Annotated in this window: 11 protein-coding genes; 10 read left to right on the top strand and 1 reads right to left on the bottom strand. The window is 68.9% G+C overall.

Annotated elements, in window-relative coordinates:
• The first annotated feature begins 129 nt into the window (after positions 1-129).
• From H5398_RS02825 to H5398_RS02870, 10 genes are all read left to right on the top strand, one after another.
• The gene (locus H5398_RS02825) at positions 130-3,237 is read left to right on the top strand and encodes a S8 family serine peptidase (RefSeq protein ID WP_182798929.1); all 3,108 of its coding nucleotides are present in this window, start codon (positions 130-132) and stop codon (positions 3,235-3,237) included.
• A gap of 705 nt (positions 3,238-3,942) precedes the next feature.
• A complete protein-coding gene (gene pta, locus H5398_RS02830; protein WP_182798930.1) occupies positions 3,943-6,000 on the top strand; it encodes a phosphate acetyltransferase in 2,058 nt (685 codons plus the stop codon).
• Between the two features lie 18 nt (positions 6,001-6,018).
• A complete protein-coding gene (locus H5398_RS02835) occupies positions 6,019-7,209 on the top strand; it encodes an acetate kinase (RefSeq protein WP_182781346.1) in 1,191 nt (396 codons plus the stop codon).
• Between the two features lie 149 nt (positions 7,210-7,358).
• Positions 7,359-8,135, top strand: a complete 777-nt coding sequence (locus H5398_RS02840; protein ID WP_182798931.1) for an SDR family oxidoreductase — start codon at positions 7,359-7,361, stop codon at positions 8,133-8,135.
• A 1-nt stretch (position 8,136) separates the two neighbouring features.
• A complete protein-coding gene (locus tag H5398_RS02845; protein WP_370585666.1) occupies positions 8,137-8,940 on the top strand; it encodes a lysophospholipid acyltransferase family protein in 804 nt (267 codons plus the stop codon).
• On the top strand, positions 8,937-10,643 hold the full coding sequence (locus tag H5398_RS02850) for an FAD-binding oxidoreductase (protein WP_182781344.1): 1,707 nt from the start codon (positions 8,937-8,939) through the stop codon (positions 10,641-10,643). The genes H5398_RS02845 and H5398_RS02850 overlap by 4 nt, the downstream gene beginning before the upstream one ends.
• A gap of 318 nt (positions 10,644-10,961) precedes the next feature.
• A complete protein-coding gene (locus H5398_RS02855) occupies positions 10,962-14,561 on the top strand; it encodes a hypothetical protein (RefSeq protein WP_182798932.1) in 3,600 nt (1,199 codons plus the stop codon).
• Between the two features lie 21 nt (positions 14,562-14,582).
• Positions 14,583-15,353, top strand: coding sequence for a peroxide stress protein YaaA (gene yaaA, locus H5398_RS02860; protein WP_182781342.1), 771 nt, complete (start codon positions 14,583-14,585; stop codon positions 15,351-15,353).
• Positions 15,354-15,589: 236 nt separating this feature from the next.
• The gene (locus H5398_RS02865) at positions 15,590-17,143 is read left to right on the top strand and encodes a sodium-dependent transporter (protein WP_182781341.1); all 1,554 of its coding nucleotides are present in this window, start codon (positions 15,590-15,592) and stop codon (positions 17,141-17,143) included.
• The gene (locus tag H5398_RS02870; RefSeq protein ID WP_182781340.1) at positions 17,140-17,262 is read left to right on the top strand and encodes a methionine/alanine import family NSS transporter small subunit; all 123 of its coding nucleotides are present in this window, start codon (positions 17,140-17,142) and stop codon (positions 17,260-17,262) included. Before H5398_RS02865 ends, H5398_RS02870 begins: the two co-directional genes overlap by 4 nt.
• A gap of 105 nt (positions 17,263-17,367) precedes the next feature.
• Here the strand turns inward: H5398_RS02870 and H5398_RS02875 are convergent, their stop codons facing one another.
• Entirely contained in the window at positions 17,368-17,994 is a 627-nt protein-coding gene (locus H5398_RS02875) for a hypothetical protein (protein ID WP_182798933.1), read from the bottom strand.
• Positions 17,995-18,137 lie beyond the last annotated feature (143 nt).

The following is an 18,137-nucleotide window of genomic DNA, read 5'->3' on the forward strand; positions in this document are numbered from 1 at the left end:
GTCCTGGACTGTCCCGCCCGGGATGCTCCTCCGCTTCACCCACCGCGCGACTTTCGTTCATTGACTCGCTCAGACAGCACTCATAGTGTGACGGCCAGCACTATCTCCCCTAGTGATTTGGCGGAACGCATGAAGAAGGTCGGCGCCGTAGCCCTCACCGCACTGCTCGCCCTGGCAGTCCCCGCGACAGCGCAGGCGGCCCCGGAAGACCCACTGGACCGGTTCGAGCGCGTGGACGGCGGCCAGATCTCCTCAGACTTCGTGCCCGTCTCCGCCGACGGCGAGGCCAAGGTGACCGTCATGGTCGAACTGGCGTCGGACCCCGTCGCCGTCGTGGACGCCGCCTCCACCCGGCCCCTCACCAAGGCGGAGCGCGACTCACTCAAGGCCCAACGCAAGGCTGAGCAGGACCAGCTGAAGCCCGCCCTCAGCAAGCTTGGGGCCCAGGTCCGCTCCCAGGTGCAGTCCGCCTACAACGGCATCAAGGTGTCGGTGGCGCGCAAGGACCTCCCTGCATTGGAGGCGCTGCCCGGGGTCAAGGCGGTGCAGCGGGTGCAGACGCACGAGCCCACCACCCTCACCTCCGTCCCCTACCTGGGCGTCGATCAGGTGTGGCAGGACAACGGGTACACCGGCGCGGGCGTCAAGGTGGCGATCATCGACACCGGGATCGACTACACCCACGCCACCTTCGGCGGCCCGGGGACCCCGGAGGCCTTTGCGGCCGCGTCCGCCACCAACACGACGAACCGAGCCTGGATCGGCGACGCCGCTCCGCGGGTCAAGGGCGGCTGGGACTTCGTCGGCGACTCCTACAACGCCAGCGACCCAGCCAACTCGACACCGAAGCCCGACGCCAACCCCATCGACTGCAGCGGCCACGGCACCCACGTGGCCGGTACCACCGGTGGCGGCGGCGTGACCGACGACGGCATGCCCTACACCGGGCCCTATGACGCCACAACGTTCGGGAACACCTTCCGGGTCGGGCCGGGCGTGGCGCCAGAGGTGGACCTCTACGCGCTGAAAGTGTTCGGCTGCCAGGGCTCAACGGACCTCACGGTCGAGGCCATCGACTGGGCGGTCGAGGCGGGTATGGACGTCATCAACATGTCGCTCGGATCCGATTACGGCAACGCCGACGACCCGGCCTCGGTCGCGGCCAGCAACGCTGCCGCCAAGGGAATCGTCGTGGTGGCCTCCGCGGGCAACGCCGGCCCCAACCCGTATCTGGCCGGTTCCCCGGGCGCAGGCAACGGGGTGATCAGTGTCGCGGCCAACGACTCGACGGCGACGTTCCCTGGGGCGAACCTCACGCTGGGCGGCGAAACCATCAATGCGATCAACGCCAACGACGCCGACCTCGCGGTGGGTCCCTATGACGTGGTGGTCCTGACGGACGATCCAGACACTGAGGCGGCGAACGAGGCCCTCGGCTGCGCAGTGAGCGACTACACGGACGCAGGCATCAGCGCGGCGGCGTCCACGCCCCAGATCGCGGTGACCACCCGCGGAGACTGCGCCCGCGTGGCGCGCGCCGCGTACGGCCAACAGGCAGGCGCCGACGCCGTCGTCATGATCAACGACAGCGACACCCTTCCCCCGTTCGAGGGGACGATCACCGAGGTCCCCGACGTCAACGGTGGCCCCTCGGAGGAGTTCCTCGTCACCATCCCGTTCCTCGGCGTGACGAGCAGCGACGGCCCTCTGCTGGTTGGAGCCGACGGCCAGTCCCTGTCCATGACCGCGAAGGACCTCGCCAATCCGGGATTCGAGCGCTACGCCTCATTCAGCTCAGGTGGGCCGCGGATGGGCGACTCAGCGCTCAGGCCGAGCGTCACCGCCCCTGGCGTGTCCATCTCCTCGGCCGCCGTAGGCACCGGGTCCGGCGCGCTCATCCTCTCGGGGACCTCGATGGCGGCCCCGCACGTCGCGGGGGTCGCGGCGCTGGGTGTGCAGGCCCACCCGGACTGGTCCGGTCAGGATGTCTCGGCCGCACTCGTCTCGACGGCGGATCCCGCCGAGGTGGCGGGCTACCGCCTGACCCTCGGCGGAGGCCTCGTCGACCCGGCCGGCCTGGTGAACGCCGAGATCTTCGCCTACGGTGACTCGGCGAAGGGCAGGGGCGCCTTCCGGGAGTCCACGCTCAGCTTCGGCTTCGCCGAGGTGGCGTGGGACTTCACCGCGACCAGGACGGTCACGCTCGTCAACCGGAGTGCCTCCGCCCGCACGTACACCGTCGGCTACGAGAAGACGGCCGAGTCGTTGCCCGCCAAGGTCACGTTCAACCGGAAGAGTGTCGCGGTGCCGGCAGGCGGCACCGCAACGGTGAGGGTGACCCTCGCGGTGAAGGCCACAGATGTACCCGGCTCAGTCGGCGCCACCCAGGCCAACCTCGCCGAGGTCTCCGGCACCGTGGTGCTCACCAGCAGCGCCGACACCCTGCGGGTGGGCGCCCTCCTGGTGCCGCGGCCCTCGACCAAGGTTTCGGCGACTGTGAGCGGCTCGCTCAACGGCCCCCAGACGCAGGCCACCTTGGCGGTGTCCAACATGGGTGCCGTCACCGCCGGTGTCGCTGACGTGTACACGTGGGGGCTCGAGGACCGCAAGGACCAGCGTCTCGGCGGCGGTTTCGACCTCCAGGCGGCAGGAGTCCAGTCGTTCCGGGTCCCACGGGTCGACCTGGATGGTGCCCCTGAGGACGACCTCCTGGTGTTCGCCGTCTCGACGCACGACCGCTACAGCAACGCCGCCAGCATCGAGTTCGACATCCCGATCGACACCGACGGGGACGGCGCCGACGACGTGGTGCTGTTCAGCTACGACGCCGGGGCGATTCTCACCGGCGACCACAACGGGGACAACTGGGTGTTCATCTACAACCTCGAAACTGAGGCGATCTCCTTTTCGGGCTTCGCTGCGGGATCGCCCACCAACTCCAGCACGGTGCTCCTGCCAGTTTTCGCCGGCGACCTGGGGATCGAGGGCGCCTTCAGCTACACCGTCGTGTCCTTCAACGGCGACGCGTTCGACCAGTTTCCGGGCAGGGCGACGTACAACGCGACCGCGAAACCCTTCAACGACGGCGGATACGTCGAGGTCGCGGCGGGGGGCAAGGCGAGCGTCCCTGTGACGAAGGATCCGGCGGCATTCTCGGCACTCAAGCCGTTGGGCCTGATGGCGGTGTCGTACGACAACCCGGCCGGCAAGGAGGCCTCGCTTATCCGGGTCAAGTAGGTCCTTCGCCCAGGGCATCGCTGGTCGAGCGGGCCTCGCGCGGGTCCTCGAACCGGGTGCGGGGGGCTTCGACGCGGGAGCGGCGCCCCCCACCACCACCGTTGGCTGAGGTGCCGCGCAGCGGCCTCGAAGCCTCACAAAGGGGAGCTGACAAGGAACGTTGCACAGGCTTCGAGGCTCGTCGCTGCGCTCCTCACTCCTCAGCCAGCGGATGAGTTGACCCTCAGAGGATCGTGCCGTTCGACGCGCGGCGCTCACTCAAGACCTTCTCGCAAGGGTGGGGAACGGCAGGGCGGCACTGCGCACGGCAGGGCGGCACCGCGCACAAGGGTGGGGAACGGCAGGGCGGCACTGCGCAGCGGTGCCCAACGCTAGGCTCGCTCGGCTGGCATGCCGCCAAGGACCAACCCAAGCCAATGCCGCCCTGCCGGTCGGCACCCGGGTGCGGAAGGGCAACAGCGGGACGACTGCGGTGAGCCGGAAGACGAGGCACGGGCGGCCTCACTCCCCGGCCACAGCCCAACCGTCACGCACACCCATTCTGTGGACAGCGGCCGCCCGTGACTCGGGTCCCGGCTCACCGCACCAGGGGCCTGCCCGAGCCAGCGACGTCGCCCTCCCGAACGAACTACGGGCGGATGCTCAACTCCTTCCCCGATGGAATCACGGGCCGGGGTGTCCCGGAAAGGGCGATAAGGTGTCCCCGTGACGAAAAGCGTTTACATTGCCTCATCGGAGCGGCAGGTCAGCAAGTCGTCGATCGCCCTCGGCCTCATCGACCTGTTCGCCCGCCAAGTGCGTTCCATCGGCGTCTTCCGCCCGCTCGTGCACTCCACCGAGTCGGACCCGGTCACCGAAGCGCTCCTCTCACAGAAGGGCGTCAAGGAGAAATTCGACGACGCCGTCGGCGTCACCTACGAGGACTACGCGGCCAACACCGGCGACGCAATCGACACCATCGTCGCCAAGTACAGCACCCTCGCCGCGGCGCACGACGCGGTGGTGGTGCTCGGCTCCGACTACGAGGACATCGAGACCCCGTCCGAGTTGGGGCACAACGCCGTGATCGCCGCCAACCTCAACGCCCCGGTGCTGTACGTGTGCAAGGCCCTGGGCCGCACCGTCGAGCAGGTGGCGCGCCTGGCCGAGTCGGCCATCGAGGCGTACGAGGCCAAGCACAACACCGTGATCGGCATCATCGTCACCCACGTCGACGAGGCGGACGGAGAGTCGCTGCGGGCGGCCCTCCGCGCGGTGCGGGACGTGGCGATCTCCGTGCTTCCCGAGGATCCGGTCCTCACCGCGCCACTGGTGGGCGCCCAGTTCGACGCCGTGGACGCCGTCCAATGGTTGGGCAAGCCGGAGTTCCGCTCCCACGAGTCGCTGCACAACATCGTGGCCGGCATGACGCTGCCCAACCTGCTCCCCCGCCTCAAGCGCGAGGCCACCGTCATCATGCCCGCGGACCGCCTGGATCTGCTTCCTGGGCTGGTGATGGCGCACCGCTCCCCGGACTACGGTCCGCTGGCGGCGCTGATCCTGACCGGCGGCTTCGAGGTGCCGGAGTCGGTCTCCAAGCTCTTCGCAGACTCTGAGATCGATCTGCCCATCGCGGTGACCCAGCGCGACACGTTCTCCACCGCCGTGCGGCTGCAGAGCGTCCAGGGCACCTCGACGAGTTCCCCGCGCAAGATCGAGGTGTCGCGCGCGCTGTTCTCCCAGCATGTCGACGAGGCCGCGCTCCTGGCTGCCATCGACCTGCCGCGAACCGAGATCCGCACGCCCACCATGTTCGAGCACCAGATCATGCAGATGGCGCGCACCCGCAAGCAGCGCATCGTGCTGCCCGAGTCCGCCGACGACCGGGTGCTGACGGCCGCGGCCGTCGTGCTGCAGCGGGCTGTGGCGGACATCATCCTGCTGGGGGATTCGGCGAAGATCAGCCGTCGCGCCTCCGAGCTGGGCCTGAACCTCGCCGACGCCACCGTGGTCAACCCCGAGGATCCCGAGCTGGCGGAGAAGTTCTCCGGCGAGTACGCCAGACTTCGCTCCCACAAGGGCGTGAGCATCGAGAAGGCCCGTCTGACGTTGAAGGATCTGTCCTACTTCGCCACCATGATGGTGCACTTCGGCATGGCCGACGGCATGGTCTCGGGGGCCATCAACACCACGGCCAACACGATCCGCCCATCGCTGGAGTTCATCAAGACCACCCCTGGGGTCTCGGTGGTCTCCGGGTCGTTCCTCATGTGCATGAGTGATCGCGTCCTGGTCTACGCGGACTGCGCCGTCAACCCGGATCCCACCGCTGAGCAGCTGGCGGACATCGCCATCTCGTCGGCCAAGACGGCGGAGAGCTTCGGCATCGAGCCCCGGGTGGCCATGCTGTCGTACTCGACGGGCGACTCGGGCTCCGGCGCGGAGGTCGACAAGGTCCGCGAGGCCACCCGCCTGGTGCGGGAGCGGGCACCCGAGCTGAAGGTGGAGGGCCCCATCCAGTTCGACGCCGCCGTCGACGAGGTGGTGGCGAAGAAGAAGATGCCCGGCTCCGAGGTCGCGGGCCGCGCCACCGTGTTCATCTTCCCGGACCTCAACACCGGCAACAACACCTACAAGGCCGTCCAGCGCACCTCCGGTGCCGTGGCCATCGGCCCGATGCTCCAGGGTCTACGCAAGCCCGTCAACGACCTGTCGCGCGGCGCCCTCGTCGACGACATCGTGTCCACCATCACCATCACAGCCATCCAGGCCCAGGCGGTCTGAACCCGAAGAAAGGGCGTCATGTCCCAGCCGATCCTCCTGCTCAACTGCGGGTCGTCGTCGATCAAGTACCAGTACCTCGACCCCGCGATCGGTGTGCCTCAGGCCGTCGGCATCGTGCAGCGGATCGGGCAGGACGTCTCCACCATCACCCACGAGGTGGGTGAGGCGGAATATCACGACGAGCGCCCGTTCGCGAACCACACGGAGGCAGTGGCAGCCGTGGTGGCGATGTTCCGGGACCACGGACCCAGCCTCGACCACGTGACGGCCGTCGGTCATCGCGTGGTGCACGGCGGGGCGAAGCTGGTGCACTCCACCCTCATCGACGACGACGTGGTGGCCCAGCTGGAGGAGCTCTCCGGCCTCGCTCCCCTGCACAACCCGCCTGCTGTGGCCGGCATCCGCGGCGCGCAGGAGGTCCTGCCTGGTGTGCCGCACGTGGCGATCTTTGACACCGCGTTCTTCTCCACCATCCCGCCGGCGGCCTACACCTACGCCGTCGACTACGACACCGCCCAGCGCCTGGGGGTGCGGAAGTACGGCTTCCACGGCACCTCGCACAGCTTCGTGTCCAAGGAGGCGGCGAAGTTCCTCGGACGCCCGCTGGAGGAGACGAAGATCATCGTGTGCCATCTCGGCAACGGGGCGTCGATCTCGGCGGTCGACGGCGGTGTCGCGGTGGACACGTCCATGGGTCTCACCCCTCTGCAAGGCCTGGTGATGGGCACCCGCTCCGGAGATGTTGATCCTGGCCTCCACGCCTACCTCGTGCGCAACGGGATGACCATCGACGAGGTCGACGACCTGCTCAACAAGCAGTCCGGCATGGGCGGCATGTGCGGCTACACCGACATGCGCGATGTCGCGGCCCAGATCGAGGCCGGCGACGAGCGCGCCAGGCTCGCTCTGGACGTCTACGTGCACCGGCTGGTCAGCTACATCGGCTCCTACATCGCCATCCTCGGCGGATGTGACGCGCTGGTGTTCACCGCCGGCGTGGGCGAGAACGCCGCGCACGTGCGGCGGCCCGTCATCGACCGGCTGAAGGGTCTGGGCTTCGAGTTGGACGTGCACGCCAACCTGGTGCGCTCCAGGGAGCCCCGCGAGATCTCCACCCCGGCGTCCAAGGTGCGCGTCCTCGTGGTACCCACCAATGAGGAGCTGGCCATGGCCCGCGAGACGGTCGCGGTCACCGCGGCCGCCGAGTAGTCAGGGACGCCGTCGACAGACTGCGCGGGCCGGCTGGTTGTGGCACCCCCACAACCAGCCGGCTCTTTGATTGTCGGACTACAACGAACGGGCGCGTCAGGGCGCCGTACGCATCGCGGCGACCCTCCCGGGTGGCGTACCTTAATCCCATGGCTTCAGCACTGATCACGGGCGGGACTTCAGGCATCGGACACGCGTTCGCGCGCGAACTCGCCGGCCGCGGGACGCACCTGATCCTCGTTGCCCGCGACACCGACAGGCTTGAGTCCGTGGCCGCAGAGTTGCAGGCGGAGCACGGGGTCGACGTGGAGGTGATCAGCGCGGACCTGGCCGTCCGGGCCGATGTGCTGCGCGTGGCTGAGCGTCTCGAGGATCCCGCCCGCCCCGTCGACCTGCTCGTCAACAACGCGGGGTTCGGCCTGCACACCACGCTGCTGGACAAGAACGACATCGACATGCACGCCAAGGCCCTCGACGTGATGTGCCTGGCCGTCCTGATCCTCGGCGGCGCCGCCGCGAGGTCGATGCGCGCGCGCGGCCACGGCCGGATCATCAACGTCTCATCGACGGCGGGCACCATCTTCACCGGCAACTACTCGGCGGTGAAGGCCTGGTGCACCACCTACTCGCAGGCCCTGGCGCTGGAGCTCAGCGGCACCGGCGTCACGTCCACCGCGCTCTGCCCGGGGTGGGTGCGCACCGAGTTCCATCAGCGCGCCGGCATCCGGGCCACGTCCCTGCCCAGCATCGTGTGGATCGACGCCGAGACCCTGGTGCGAGGGGCGCTCGCGGACGCCGAGAAGGGGCGCTTCGTCTCCGTTCCCACCCTGAAGTGGAAGGTGGCCAACTTCATCGCCGTCCACGGCCCGCGGTCGTTCACCCGCTGGTTCTCCCACAAGCTGAGCGCGTCGCGGAAGAAGCACTGACGTGGCCAAGGACGTCGATCCGGCCAATACCAGGTACACCTCGAAGGTTCAGGCCACCACGCGCCAGACGGCCCAGATGCTGCTCCTCAAACCGGCGCTGCTGCGGATCCTGAAGATCCACGTGCACGGGTTGTCCAACCTGGACGGGTTGGAGGGCGCGTTCGTGGTGTTCGGCAACCACTCCTCGCACCTGGACGCCCCGCTCATCCTGTGCTCGCTGCCCACCCGGCTGTCGAAGTTCGTCGCCACTGGCGCGGCCGGCGACTTCTTCTTCGACAACTGGATGAAGTCGATGTCGATGTCGCTGTTCATGAACGCCTTCGCGATCGACCGCGGCAAGGGCGGCAAGGGCAAGCGCGGCATGTCGGCGCAGCTTCTCGACGACGGGGTGCCGATCCTGCTGTTCCCGGAGGGCACCCGCTCCCGCACCGGGGCGATGGCGCCCTTCGTCCCGGGCGTTGCGTCGCTGTGCATCTCCAGGGGGGTGCCCGCACTGCCCGTGGCCCTCGTCGGAGCGTTCGACGCGTGGCCTTCGCGGCAGAAACACCTCCCGAAGGGCCGGCCTGAGGTGCACGTGGTGTTCGGCCGCCCCATGACCCCGTACCCGGGCGAGATCGCCCACGAGTTCAACGAACGGATGCGCCGCCAGGTGCTCCAGCTCCACGACACCACGGCCCGCGCCTACGGCAAGAAGACCCTCGCCGAGTATGCCCGCACCGAGGCCATCGAGCTGGCCCAGAAGTCCCACATCGCCGCCTTGGTTGAGGATGCCAAGGAACAGGCACATAAGCAGGAGGATCGATGATCGACGGCGTCAAGCAGCAGAAGTGGTGGGGTTGGGGTGAGGAAGGCAAGGCCTACCGCTACGAGGACAAGCCGAAGTTCCCGCCCTTCGTGATGAAGATGGTGGGCGTGGACATCACGGCCCCCGTCGAGCCCATCCCTCCGTTCTCCTCCCTCGAGGTGCCCGCCAGCCGTCTCTCGGACACGCTGAGGGCCGAGCTCGCCGGGATCATCGGCGAGGGCTTCGTGCAGACCGACGACGAGACCCGCGTCGTTCACGCCTTCGGCAAGGGTGTCCGTGACCTCCTGCGCGTCCGCAGCGGCCTGCTGGGACGCATCCCGGACGCGGTGCTCTACCCCGGAACGCAGCGCGAGGTGGAGCTGCTCGTCGACGCGGCTGTCGCGGCCGACGCGGTGCTCATCCCGTTCGGCGGTGGGTCCAACATCGTCGCCGCCCTGGAGGCGCAACCCGGTGAGACGCGCCAGGTGCTGTCGGTGAACCTCGGCCGGATGAGCAGGGTACTGGAGATCGACGAGGTCTCCGGGCTCGCTCACATCGAGGCGGGCGTCTTCGGGCCGGACATGGAGGATCAGCTGAAGGCACGGGGCTGGACGATGGGGCACCACCCGGACTCGTTCGTGTGGTCCACGCTGGGCGGCTGGATCGCCACCCGGTCCTCGGGCATGCAGTCGGACAAGTACGGTGACATCGCTGACATCTGCCGCGGTCTCACCATGGTCATGCCCGGCCAGGTGCTGACGCTCCGGCCGCTTCCGTCGTCGTCGTCGGGTCCGAGCGTGCGGGAGATGGTGCTGGGGTCTGAGGGCCGCCTGGGGATCATCACGTCGGCGTGGGTCAACGTGCACCGCATCCCGGAGGTGCGGGAGCTGCAGGCCTACTTCTTCGCCACGTACGAGGACGGCCTGCGGGCCTGCCAGGAGATCGTCGAGTCTGACGCCTCGGTGATGATGGCCCGCGTCTCTGACGCCGTTGAGACGCAATACATCATGGCCAACGGGAAGAAGTCCAGCCGGCTGGGCTCGCTCAGCAGCAAGGCCATCCAGCGGATCATGCTCCAGAAGGGCTGGGATCTGGAGAAGATCGCCATGAGCTTCGTGGGCTACGAGGGATCCCCCACGCACGTGCGCTACGAGAAGGGCCTCGTGGCCAAGATCGTGCGCAATCACGGCGGGATCGGCGTCGGCAAGGGCCCCGGCTCGCTATACGACCAGAAGAAGTACGACACCCCCTACATCCGGGATTTCATGCTGGACCGCGGCCTGGTGGCCGACGTGTCCGAGACCACTACGCCGTGGGCCTATGTGGAGCAGATCCACACCAACACGGTCGCGGCGTTCCACAAGGCGATGGCGGAGATCGGGGTGCGCGGCGTGGTGTTCTGCCACCTCAGCCACTCCTACCATTCGGGAGCGTGCCAGTATTTCACGTTCGCCATCGCCGACAAGTCGGACAACGCCATGGTCACCTACGACGTGGCCAAGCGCGTGCTGCAGCAGTCGTTCATGGACAATCACGGCACGGTGTCGCACCACCACGGCGTGGGCGAGGAGCACAGCCCCTGGATGGATCAGGACATCTCTCCGGCCGGCGTATCCATCCAGCGTGCACTGTTCGACGGCGTGGACCCGGGGCACAACCTGAACCCTGGCAAGATCATCCACGAAGGCCGGCCGGGCATCTCGACCAACTCGCTGGACGCCTGACCCCCACGACTGACGAGACCCTCGGATCCGGCACCTGTGTGCTGGATCCGAGGGTCTCGGTTCGTCTGCGGCCTCGTTGGTGCCCTCCCCCCCCGGGGGACACCCTCCCCGATGCGAGGCCACAGCCTCGCATCCCCCCGGGGCGGGGATCGCCGACATCTCCGAGACTAGGCACCAACCCCCCGCGTGGACGAACCACCAGCTGTACGAGAGTGCACCGGTTACACAAACCCGTTGTCAGGCCCACGTGTCGCGGGGCCCGTCCAGGCGGGACGACCCGCCGAATCCGCGGGGGGACGGGGCAAGTATCGTGCCGCCATGCAGCCACCACTGAGCCGCGAGGCCCTCGCCGAGCACATCGGCGCGGCGCGACACGCCACCAACCTCTCGATCCGCCGAGCGGCGTCGCTGGCGAAGGTGCCGCCGTCGACTGCCCAGGGCTGGTTCGAGGGAAGGCTGCCAACACCGGCGCTCACCTCCAACTTCCTCGACCTGCTCGAGGCACTGGGGCTGGTGACCTCGCCGGAGGAGCGCGAGGCCTGGCAGCGGGCGGTGGCATCCGCCAGGTCCGCCCCCGTCGTCGAGGCGTCCCCCTTCGTGGGCCTGCGCAGCTACACGGCGCAGGAGAGCGCCGTCTATGTGGGCAGGGAGCGCGCCTACCAGGCTCTGGTCGAGGCCTGCCTGCGTGACGACGCGCCCCGCCCCGTCGTCGTGCTGGGAGACTCCGGCGCCGGAAAATCATCGCTGCTCGCCGCGGGCCTCATCGGCACCGCCTGCGCCCCGGATGGGCCGCTGGCTGCGTTCACGCCCGTTGCCGTGCGGGTGGCCGACCTTCACACGCTGACGCTCCCGCCGGGCCGGGTGCTGCTCGTGGTGGATCAGGTGGAGGAGGCCGCTGCACTCCCCGCCGCCGAGCGCGCCGCGTTCTTCGACGCCCTGACCGGGCTGCCGCCTCGCGTGACGTCGGTGGTGGCGATCACCGCCGACGCGTTCGGGTTCGCCATGCGCGACGAGCGGCTCGCGGCCTCGCTCGCGGCGCCGATCCTCGTCGGGCCGCTCAGCACGGCCGAGTACACCCGCATCATCGAGGAGCCCGCCCGCCGGCACGGCCGGACCGTCGCGCCTGACCTGGTCCGGCTCATCCTGCGTGACCTGCGGCTCTACGGGGAACCCGCACCCGGCACCGCGCTGCCGCTCCTGTCCAGCGCAATGCGGCGCTGCTGGGCCGCGGCGCACGGCGCCACCCTCACCCCCACGCACTACCTCGCCATGGGCGGGCTGTGGTCGGCGCTCGATGAGGAGGCCGAGGCGGTCCACGCCGGCCTCACCGAGCAGCAGAAGCCGCTGGCCCGGAGGCTCCTGCTCGCCCTGATCCAGCTCGACGGCGACCGTGTGCTCCGCGGCAGGCTGCCGCTGGAGGACCTCTCCGAGGAGATGTCGCCGATCGTCGACGCCTTCCTCGGGTCGCGCCTGTTCACCCTGTACGGCGGCAGTGTCGCGGTGTCCCACGATGCCCTGCTGAACAGTTGGCAGCGCCTCCGCGGCTGGATCGACGAGGAGCGGACGTCCCTGCTCATCGCGCGCCGCATCCAGATGGCGGCCCAGGTGTGGGAGGAGGGCGGCAGGCAGGACGACGCTCTGATGCCGGTGGAGGCCGAGCTGTGGAGCACGTGGGCCAGGCAGGCGGGCGCCCCGCTTCTGTCTGCCCGGGAGAACAGCTTCATCACCGCCAGCCTCGATCTGGCAGACGCCCAGCAGCGCGCGCAGGCGGACACGATCCGCACGCTGCGCCGACGGCAGCAACTCGCCGTCGCCGCCGCCGCGATCGCCATCGCGATGCTCGTCGTGGCGGTGGGGGCCGGCCTGCAGTCCTCCAGCCTGCGCCAGGCCGCACAGGCCTCGGAACGATCCGCGCAGGCGCGGCAGCTGGCGCTCATCGCCGACGAGATCCGGCCGTCCGCCCCCAACCGCGCGGCGCAGTTGAGCGTGGCCTCCCTGGCACTCGACGAGAGCGTGGAAAGTCGCTCGGCGGTGCTCAAGTCAGCCGGCACCCCACTGTCGACGCGGTCCGTCGGGCCGAGTGGGACCACCATGGTGTCCCACGTCGACGGGGCGGATGTGACGCTACGCGCTGACAGCTCCGGGAGCGTGACGCTGTGGCGCGGCGGCTCGATCACGGGCGAGGCCGAGACGTTCGACAGCGGCGGCGGCCAGCTGTTCGTCCTCGAGGGCGCGACCGTGGCGGGGCGCGCCCTGGTCCTGGTCGGGGGCCAGCAGACCGCTGCAGTGTGGGACGTCACCGGTGAACCCACCAGGCTCCTGGAGTTGGGAGACGACACCGTCGCGTACAGCGCTGCGTGGTCCGGTCCAACGGTCGCCGTCGGCACCCTCGAGGGTGACGTGCGCCGTGTGGACCTCACGGACCCGGATGCCCCGGTGCCGTTGCCCGATCTCAGCCTCGACGAGCCGATGGCGGTGACGGGGTTGGCGATGACGCCCGAGACCGTCTTCGTCGGTGGCGTGAGCGACACCGTGACGGTGTTCGGCGTCGACGGCACGCGGCAGGCCGATCTGGCCGTCGCCGGCACCGTGATCTCGATGAACGCCTCTCCGGACGGCAGCGAGGTGCTTGCTGGGACCACGCAGGGGTTCGGCTACCGCTTCGCCACGCCGCCCGCCGGCCCCTCCCTGATCGACTCGGTCGAGTTCGAGGCCTCAGCCAACGCAGTCCGGCACCTCGGGGACCGGCTCCTGGTCGGAGGGGCCTTCGGGGAGCTGCGTGAGTACCTCCCCGGGTGGGAGTTGGTGCGCAGTTTCCCCGAGCCGACGGTCGTGACCAGCCTGGGTGCGCGCGGCGATGTCCTGCTCGCGGGCGCGACGGGCGGCGCGGTGACCGCCTGGCCCACGGCTGAGGACCCGAGGGTCCTGCAGCTGGCGGAGGGCCGCTTCTTCGGTGTGTATGGCGGCGCCGACGCCGTGATGCTGGGCTCCTCCTCCGGCGGGCTGGTGCTGGGACGCGACGACGACGCCTGGGTGGAGCTCCCCGTCGAGGCTCCGGCCGACGGAGACACCTACAACGGCTTCGCCATCCTGAGCGAGGATGCCTCCGTGCTGGTTAATCTCACCGAGGGCGGCACGCTGGTCACCCTCGAACGGACCGAGGACGGGTTCGCGGCGGCGCACCGCATGCCCGGTCAGGGCGGTCTGGCGGATGTCGAGGTCTCCGCGTCCGGGCGCTATCTGGCGCTCGGCTACCGCGGCGAGCCCGGCTACCACCTCTTCGAACGCGACGGCGACGGCTGGGCGCTCGTCAGCGTCCTGGAAGACACCTGGCCCGGCGGGTCGGGGTTCACACCCGACGAGAGCACGTTCGTGGCCATGCACGTCGACGGCAAGTCGGCCGTCCTGTGGCGGCTCACCGACAACGGCCCGGAGGAGGCCGCCACCCTGACGTTGGCGGACGACGCCATTCCCATCGACTACGCATTCTCGGCTCGAGGCACCCTCGCCGTCGGCGACACCGCGGGGCGGATCACCGTCTTCGATGTCTCCACGCCTGAGGCTCCGCAGGTCCTGCACGAGCTGAACCAGGCGCAGTCCGAGTTGACGCAGGTGGGCTTCGGACGCGGCGGCGACCTGCTGTACGCCGCCACCCGGGCGGGGCGGCTCTGGGTGTGGCGCATCGATGACGGCTCGGCGCGCCTCGAGCTGTCGCTGAGGCCGGAGGCCACCAACCTCACCGGGGCGGCGTGGGTCGACGGCCACTTCGTGATGGCGCTCAACGGGGGCCGCGCCGTCGCCTGGCCCGACGACCCGAAGGCCGCCGTCGAGGACCTGTGCGGCCGGTTCGGGTCCCGCGTGTCACAGGAGGAGTGGGATGCGCTGGTGCCCGGGGTCGAGCTGACCGACGGCTGCTGAGGGGGCGTTAGACTCGCTGCCATGCTCACCGTGCTGTCGCCGGCCAAGTCGCTGGACTTCGAGTCTCCGCTGCCCACGAGGAAGCGGTCCGAGCCCAGGCTGCTCGGCGAAGCCAGCGAGCTCATCGAGATCATGCGCGAGAAGTCCCCGTCGGACATTGCGGCGCTCATGCACATCTCCGACGACCTGGCCCACCTCAACGCCACCCGATACGCGGAGTTCACAGCCGACCACACACCCCGTAGCGCCCGGCCGGCGGTGCTGGCCTTCAACGGTGACGTGTACCAGGGCCTGGCTGCGCGGACCCTGGACGAGCGGGACTTCACCGAGGCCCAGAAGACGCTGCGCGTCCTGTCCGGCCTATACGGTCTCCTGCGCCCGCTGGACCTGATCCAGCCGCACCGGCTCGAGATGGGGACCCGCCTGGAAACGGGGCGGGGCCTTTCTCTGTATGACTGGTGGGGCGATCAGGTCACCGACCTGCTGCGTCGCGACCTCGACGAGTCGCCCGGCGCCGACGTCCTGATCAACCTGGCCTCGCAGGAGTACTTCGCATCGGTGCGGCCCGAGCGCCTCGGTGCCCGCATCATCAGCCCGCGCTTCGAGGACCGGGACCCGCACGGGAAGCCTCGGGTGGTCAGCTTCCACGCCAAGCGGGCCCGCGGCACCATGGCCGGCTGGATGATCCGTGGCCGGGTGCGCACGCCCGGGAAGCTCGCGGACTTCGACGGCGACGGCTACGCCTACGATGAGGCCCGCTCCACGAAGGACCAGCCGGTCTTCGTCCGATGAGCCCCTCCGAGTGGGGTGGAGCCGGCCCCGATGGGCGAGGTGCAGCCTGGCCCCGACGACTGAGAGGCGGATCTGGTGGCGTAGTCGACACCAGATCCGCCGCCTGAGACTCCTGCTCCAGCAGACGGGGGGCTCGCGCGACACGACGGACCAAATCCCCACCCGCCCGCATGCGGCGGGTTGCGTGGAATACGCTACGCGGGTCAGCACACCCCCACTCCCTGAAGGGAGGGCACATGTCCGAACCCAAGACCGCGAACCGTGAGGTCTTCCACTCACGAAACGTGTTCATCCTCGCCGCCATCGGCTCCGCCGTCGGCCTGGGCAACATCTGGCGTTTCCCGTATGTCGCCTACACCAACGGCGGCGGCGCGTTCGTCATCCCCTACCTGGTCGCTCTGTTGACCGCAGGCATTCCGCTGCTCTTCTTCGACTACGCGCTGGGGCATCGCTACCGCTCCGCTCCCCCGCTTGCTCTCCGTCGCGCCGGGAAGAAGTGGACCGAGGTGTTCGGCTGGTGGCAGGTGCTGGTGTGCTTCGTCATCGCCGTCTACTACGCCGCCATCCTGGCCTGGGCCGCGATGTACTTCTTCTTCAGCTTCACCGAGGCCTGGGGCGACGATCCGGGCGGCTTCCTGATGGGCGAGTTCCTGCAGGTGGCGGAGACGCCGAGCGTCGGCTTCGACTTCGTGCCTCAGGTCGCTATCCCGATGGCTGCGGTGTGGATCCTGGTCATCGCGGTCATCGCGCTCGGGGTCAAGCGGGGCATCGCCCGCGCCAACGTGATCATGATTCCGCTGCTTGTGGTCATGTTCCTCGTCCTGGTCATCCAGGCTGTCACCCTGCCGGGCGCGATGGATGGCCTCAACGCCTTCTTCACCCCGAACTGGGCCGCCTTGGGAGACCCAGGGGTGTGGGCCGCCGCCTACGGCCAGATCTTCTTCTCGCTGTCTGTCGGCTTCGGCATCATGATCACCTACTCGTCCTACCTGAGGCGCCGCACCAACCTCAGCGGGTCCGGGCTCGTGGTGGCGTTCGCCAACTCGGGCTTCGAGCTGCTCGCCGGCATCGGCGTGTTCGCGGCGCTCGGCTTCCTCATGCAGGCCACGGGCCAGCCGATGGAAGAGGTCGCGGCCGGCGGCATCGGGCTCGCGTTCATCGCCTTCCCCAGCATCGTGTCTTCGACGTCCTTCGGACCTCTACTCGGCGTACTGTTCTTCGCCTCGCTGGTGTTCGCCGGGTTCACCTCGATGATCTCCATCGTGGAGGTCGTGGTCGCGGCTATCCAGGACAAGCTCGGCCTGGGCCGACTCAAGGCCACGCTGGCCGTCAGCGTGCCGATGGCACTGGTCTCGATGCTGCTCCTCCCCACGACGACGGGGCTCTACTTCCTGGACATCACGGACGAGTTCATCAACAAGTTCGGCATCCTCGCCGGAGCCTTCTCGATGGTGGTCGTGGTGGCCTGGGTGCTACGCAAGCTGCCGCTGCTGCAGCGCCACGTGGACCGCGTCTCGAGCATCCGCTTCGGCCGGCTCTGGCTGGTCCTGGTGGGCGTTGTGGTGCCCATTGTCCTGGGATACATCCTGGTCAATGAGGTAATCACCAAGGTCACCGCGCCCTACGGTGACTACCCGCTGGGCATGCTGGGCTTCTTCGGCTGGGGCATGTCTGCGTTGCTGATCGTCGTGGCCGCGGCGCTGGCGTTCACGCCGTGGAAGCGTTCCACCATCACTCACGTCGACGAGGATGCTCTCGACGCCAGGTACGAGGAGATCATGGCGAAATGACCACCACCGCACTGATCATGATGATCATCGCAATGCTCACCCTGTGGGGCGGGCTCGCCGCCTCGATCGTGCACCTCGTGCGCACGCCGGAGGTCGTCGTCGACGAGGGCGACGACTGACCTTCAGAAACCGACGAAGGGGGCGGGTCGACCATCAGGTCGGCCCGCCTCCTTCGTCTCCCGACCCCGTGGGGGTCTCAGGCGTGTAGGGGCGCCTGGGCGATGCTAGAAGCCGGTGGTGGCGAAGAGCCCGAACATGAAGACCAACCAGACGATGGTGAGGACCACCGAGGCGATCTGGATGATGCCCAGGATCTTGCCGATCAGATAGCCGATCTTCAGGGTTCCGTCCCACTGATACGGCGCGCCGGACTCGATCTGCCTCTTGATCTGGCCGCCCATGTACCAGGCGACGAACGGCACGATGGGCACGAAGAAGCCCAGGATGCCGAGCACCAGGATGGTGGTGGCCTGAGGGTGTTCCGGGTAGCCGTAGCCGTAGCCGGGCTGCTGGCCGTAGGCCTGCTGGCCGTAGGGCGCCACGCCGTAAGACGGCGGGATTCCCTGGCCGTACGGCGCCTGGCCGTAGGGGGTCTGGCCGTAGTCGGCGCCGTAGGAGGGCTGGGCCGGATCGCCGTAGGCCGGCTGCGCGTAGCCCGTCGCGGACCCGCCGTCGCGCGGCAGCTCGCCATAGGTGGGCTGCGCGTAGGGATCCGGGGAGCTCGGCGGGTAGATGGGCATCCGCTCGGTCTGGCCGCTCTGCTCCAGGGGCTGCGCGTACGGGTCTGCCGACCCGGGGTAGGTGGGCGACTCCTGCGGATCGGGCTGGCGGAATCCGGGCTGGTCGGACATGGCGCTCCTTCAAAGGCGTTGCTACCTCATGATTGTCCTGGATCGGAGGTCCACACGCCACCTGGTGACGCCCCTGGCCCGGCCCTGGTTCCGCGTACGAGCGGATCAGGGGGAGGGCCCAGCTCCGCTGGCTGGCTTGACGA

It is taken from the genome of Tessaracoccus sp. MC1679, assembly GCF_014164775.1.
Lineage (GTDB): Bacteria > Actinomycetota > Actinomycetes > Propionibacteriales > Propionibacteriaceae > Arachnia.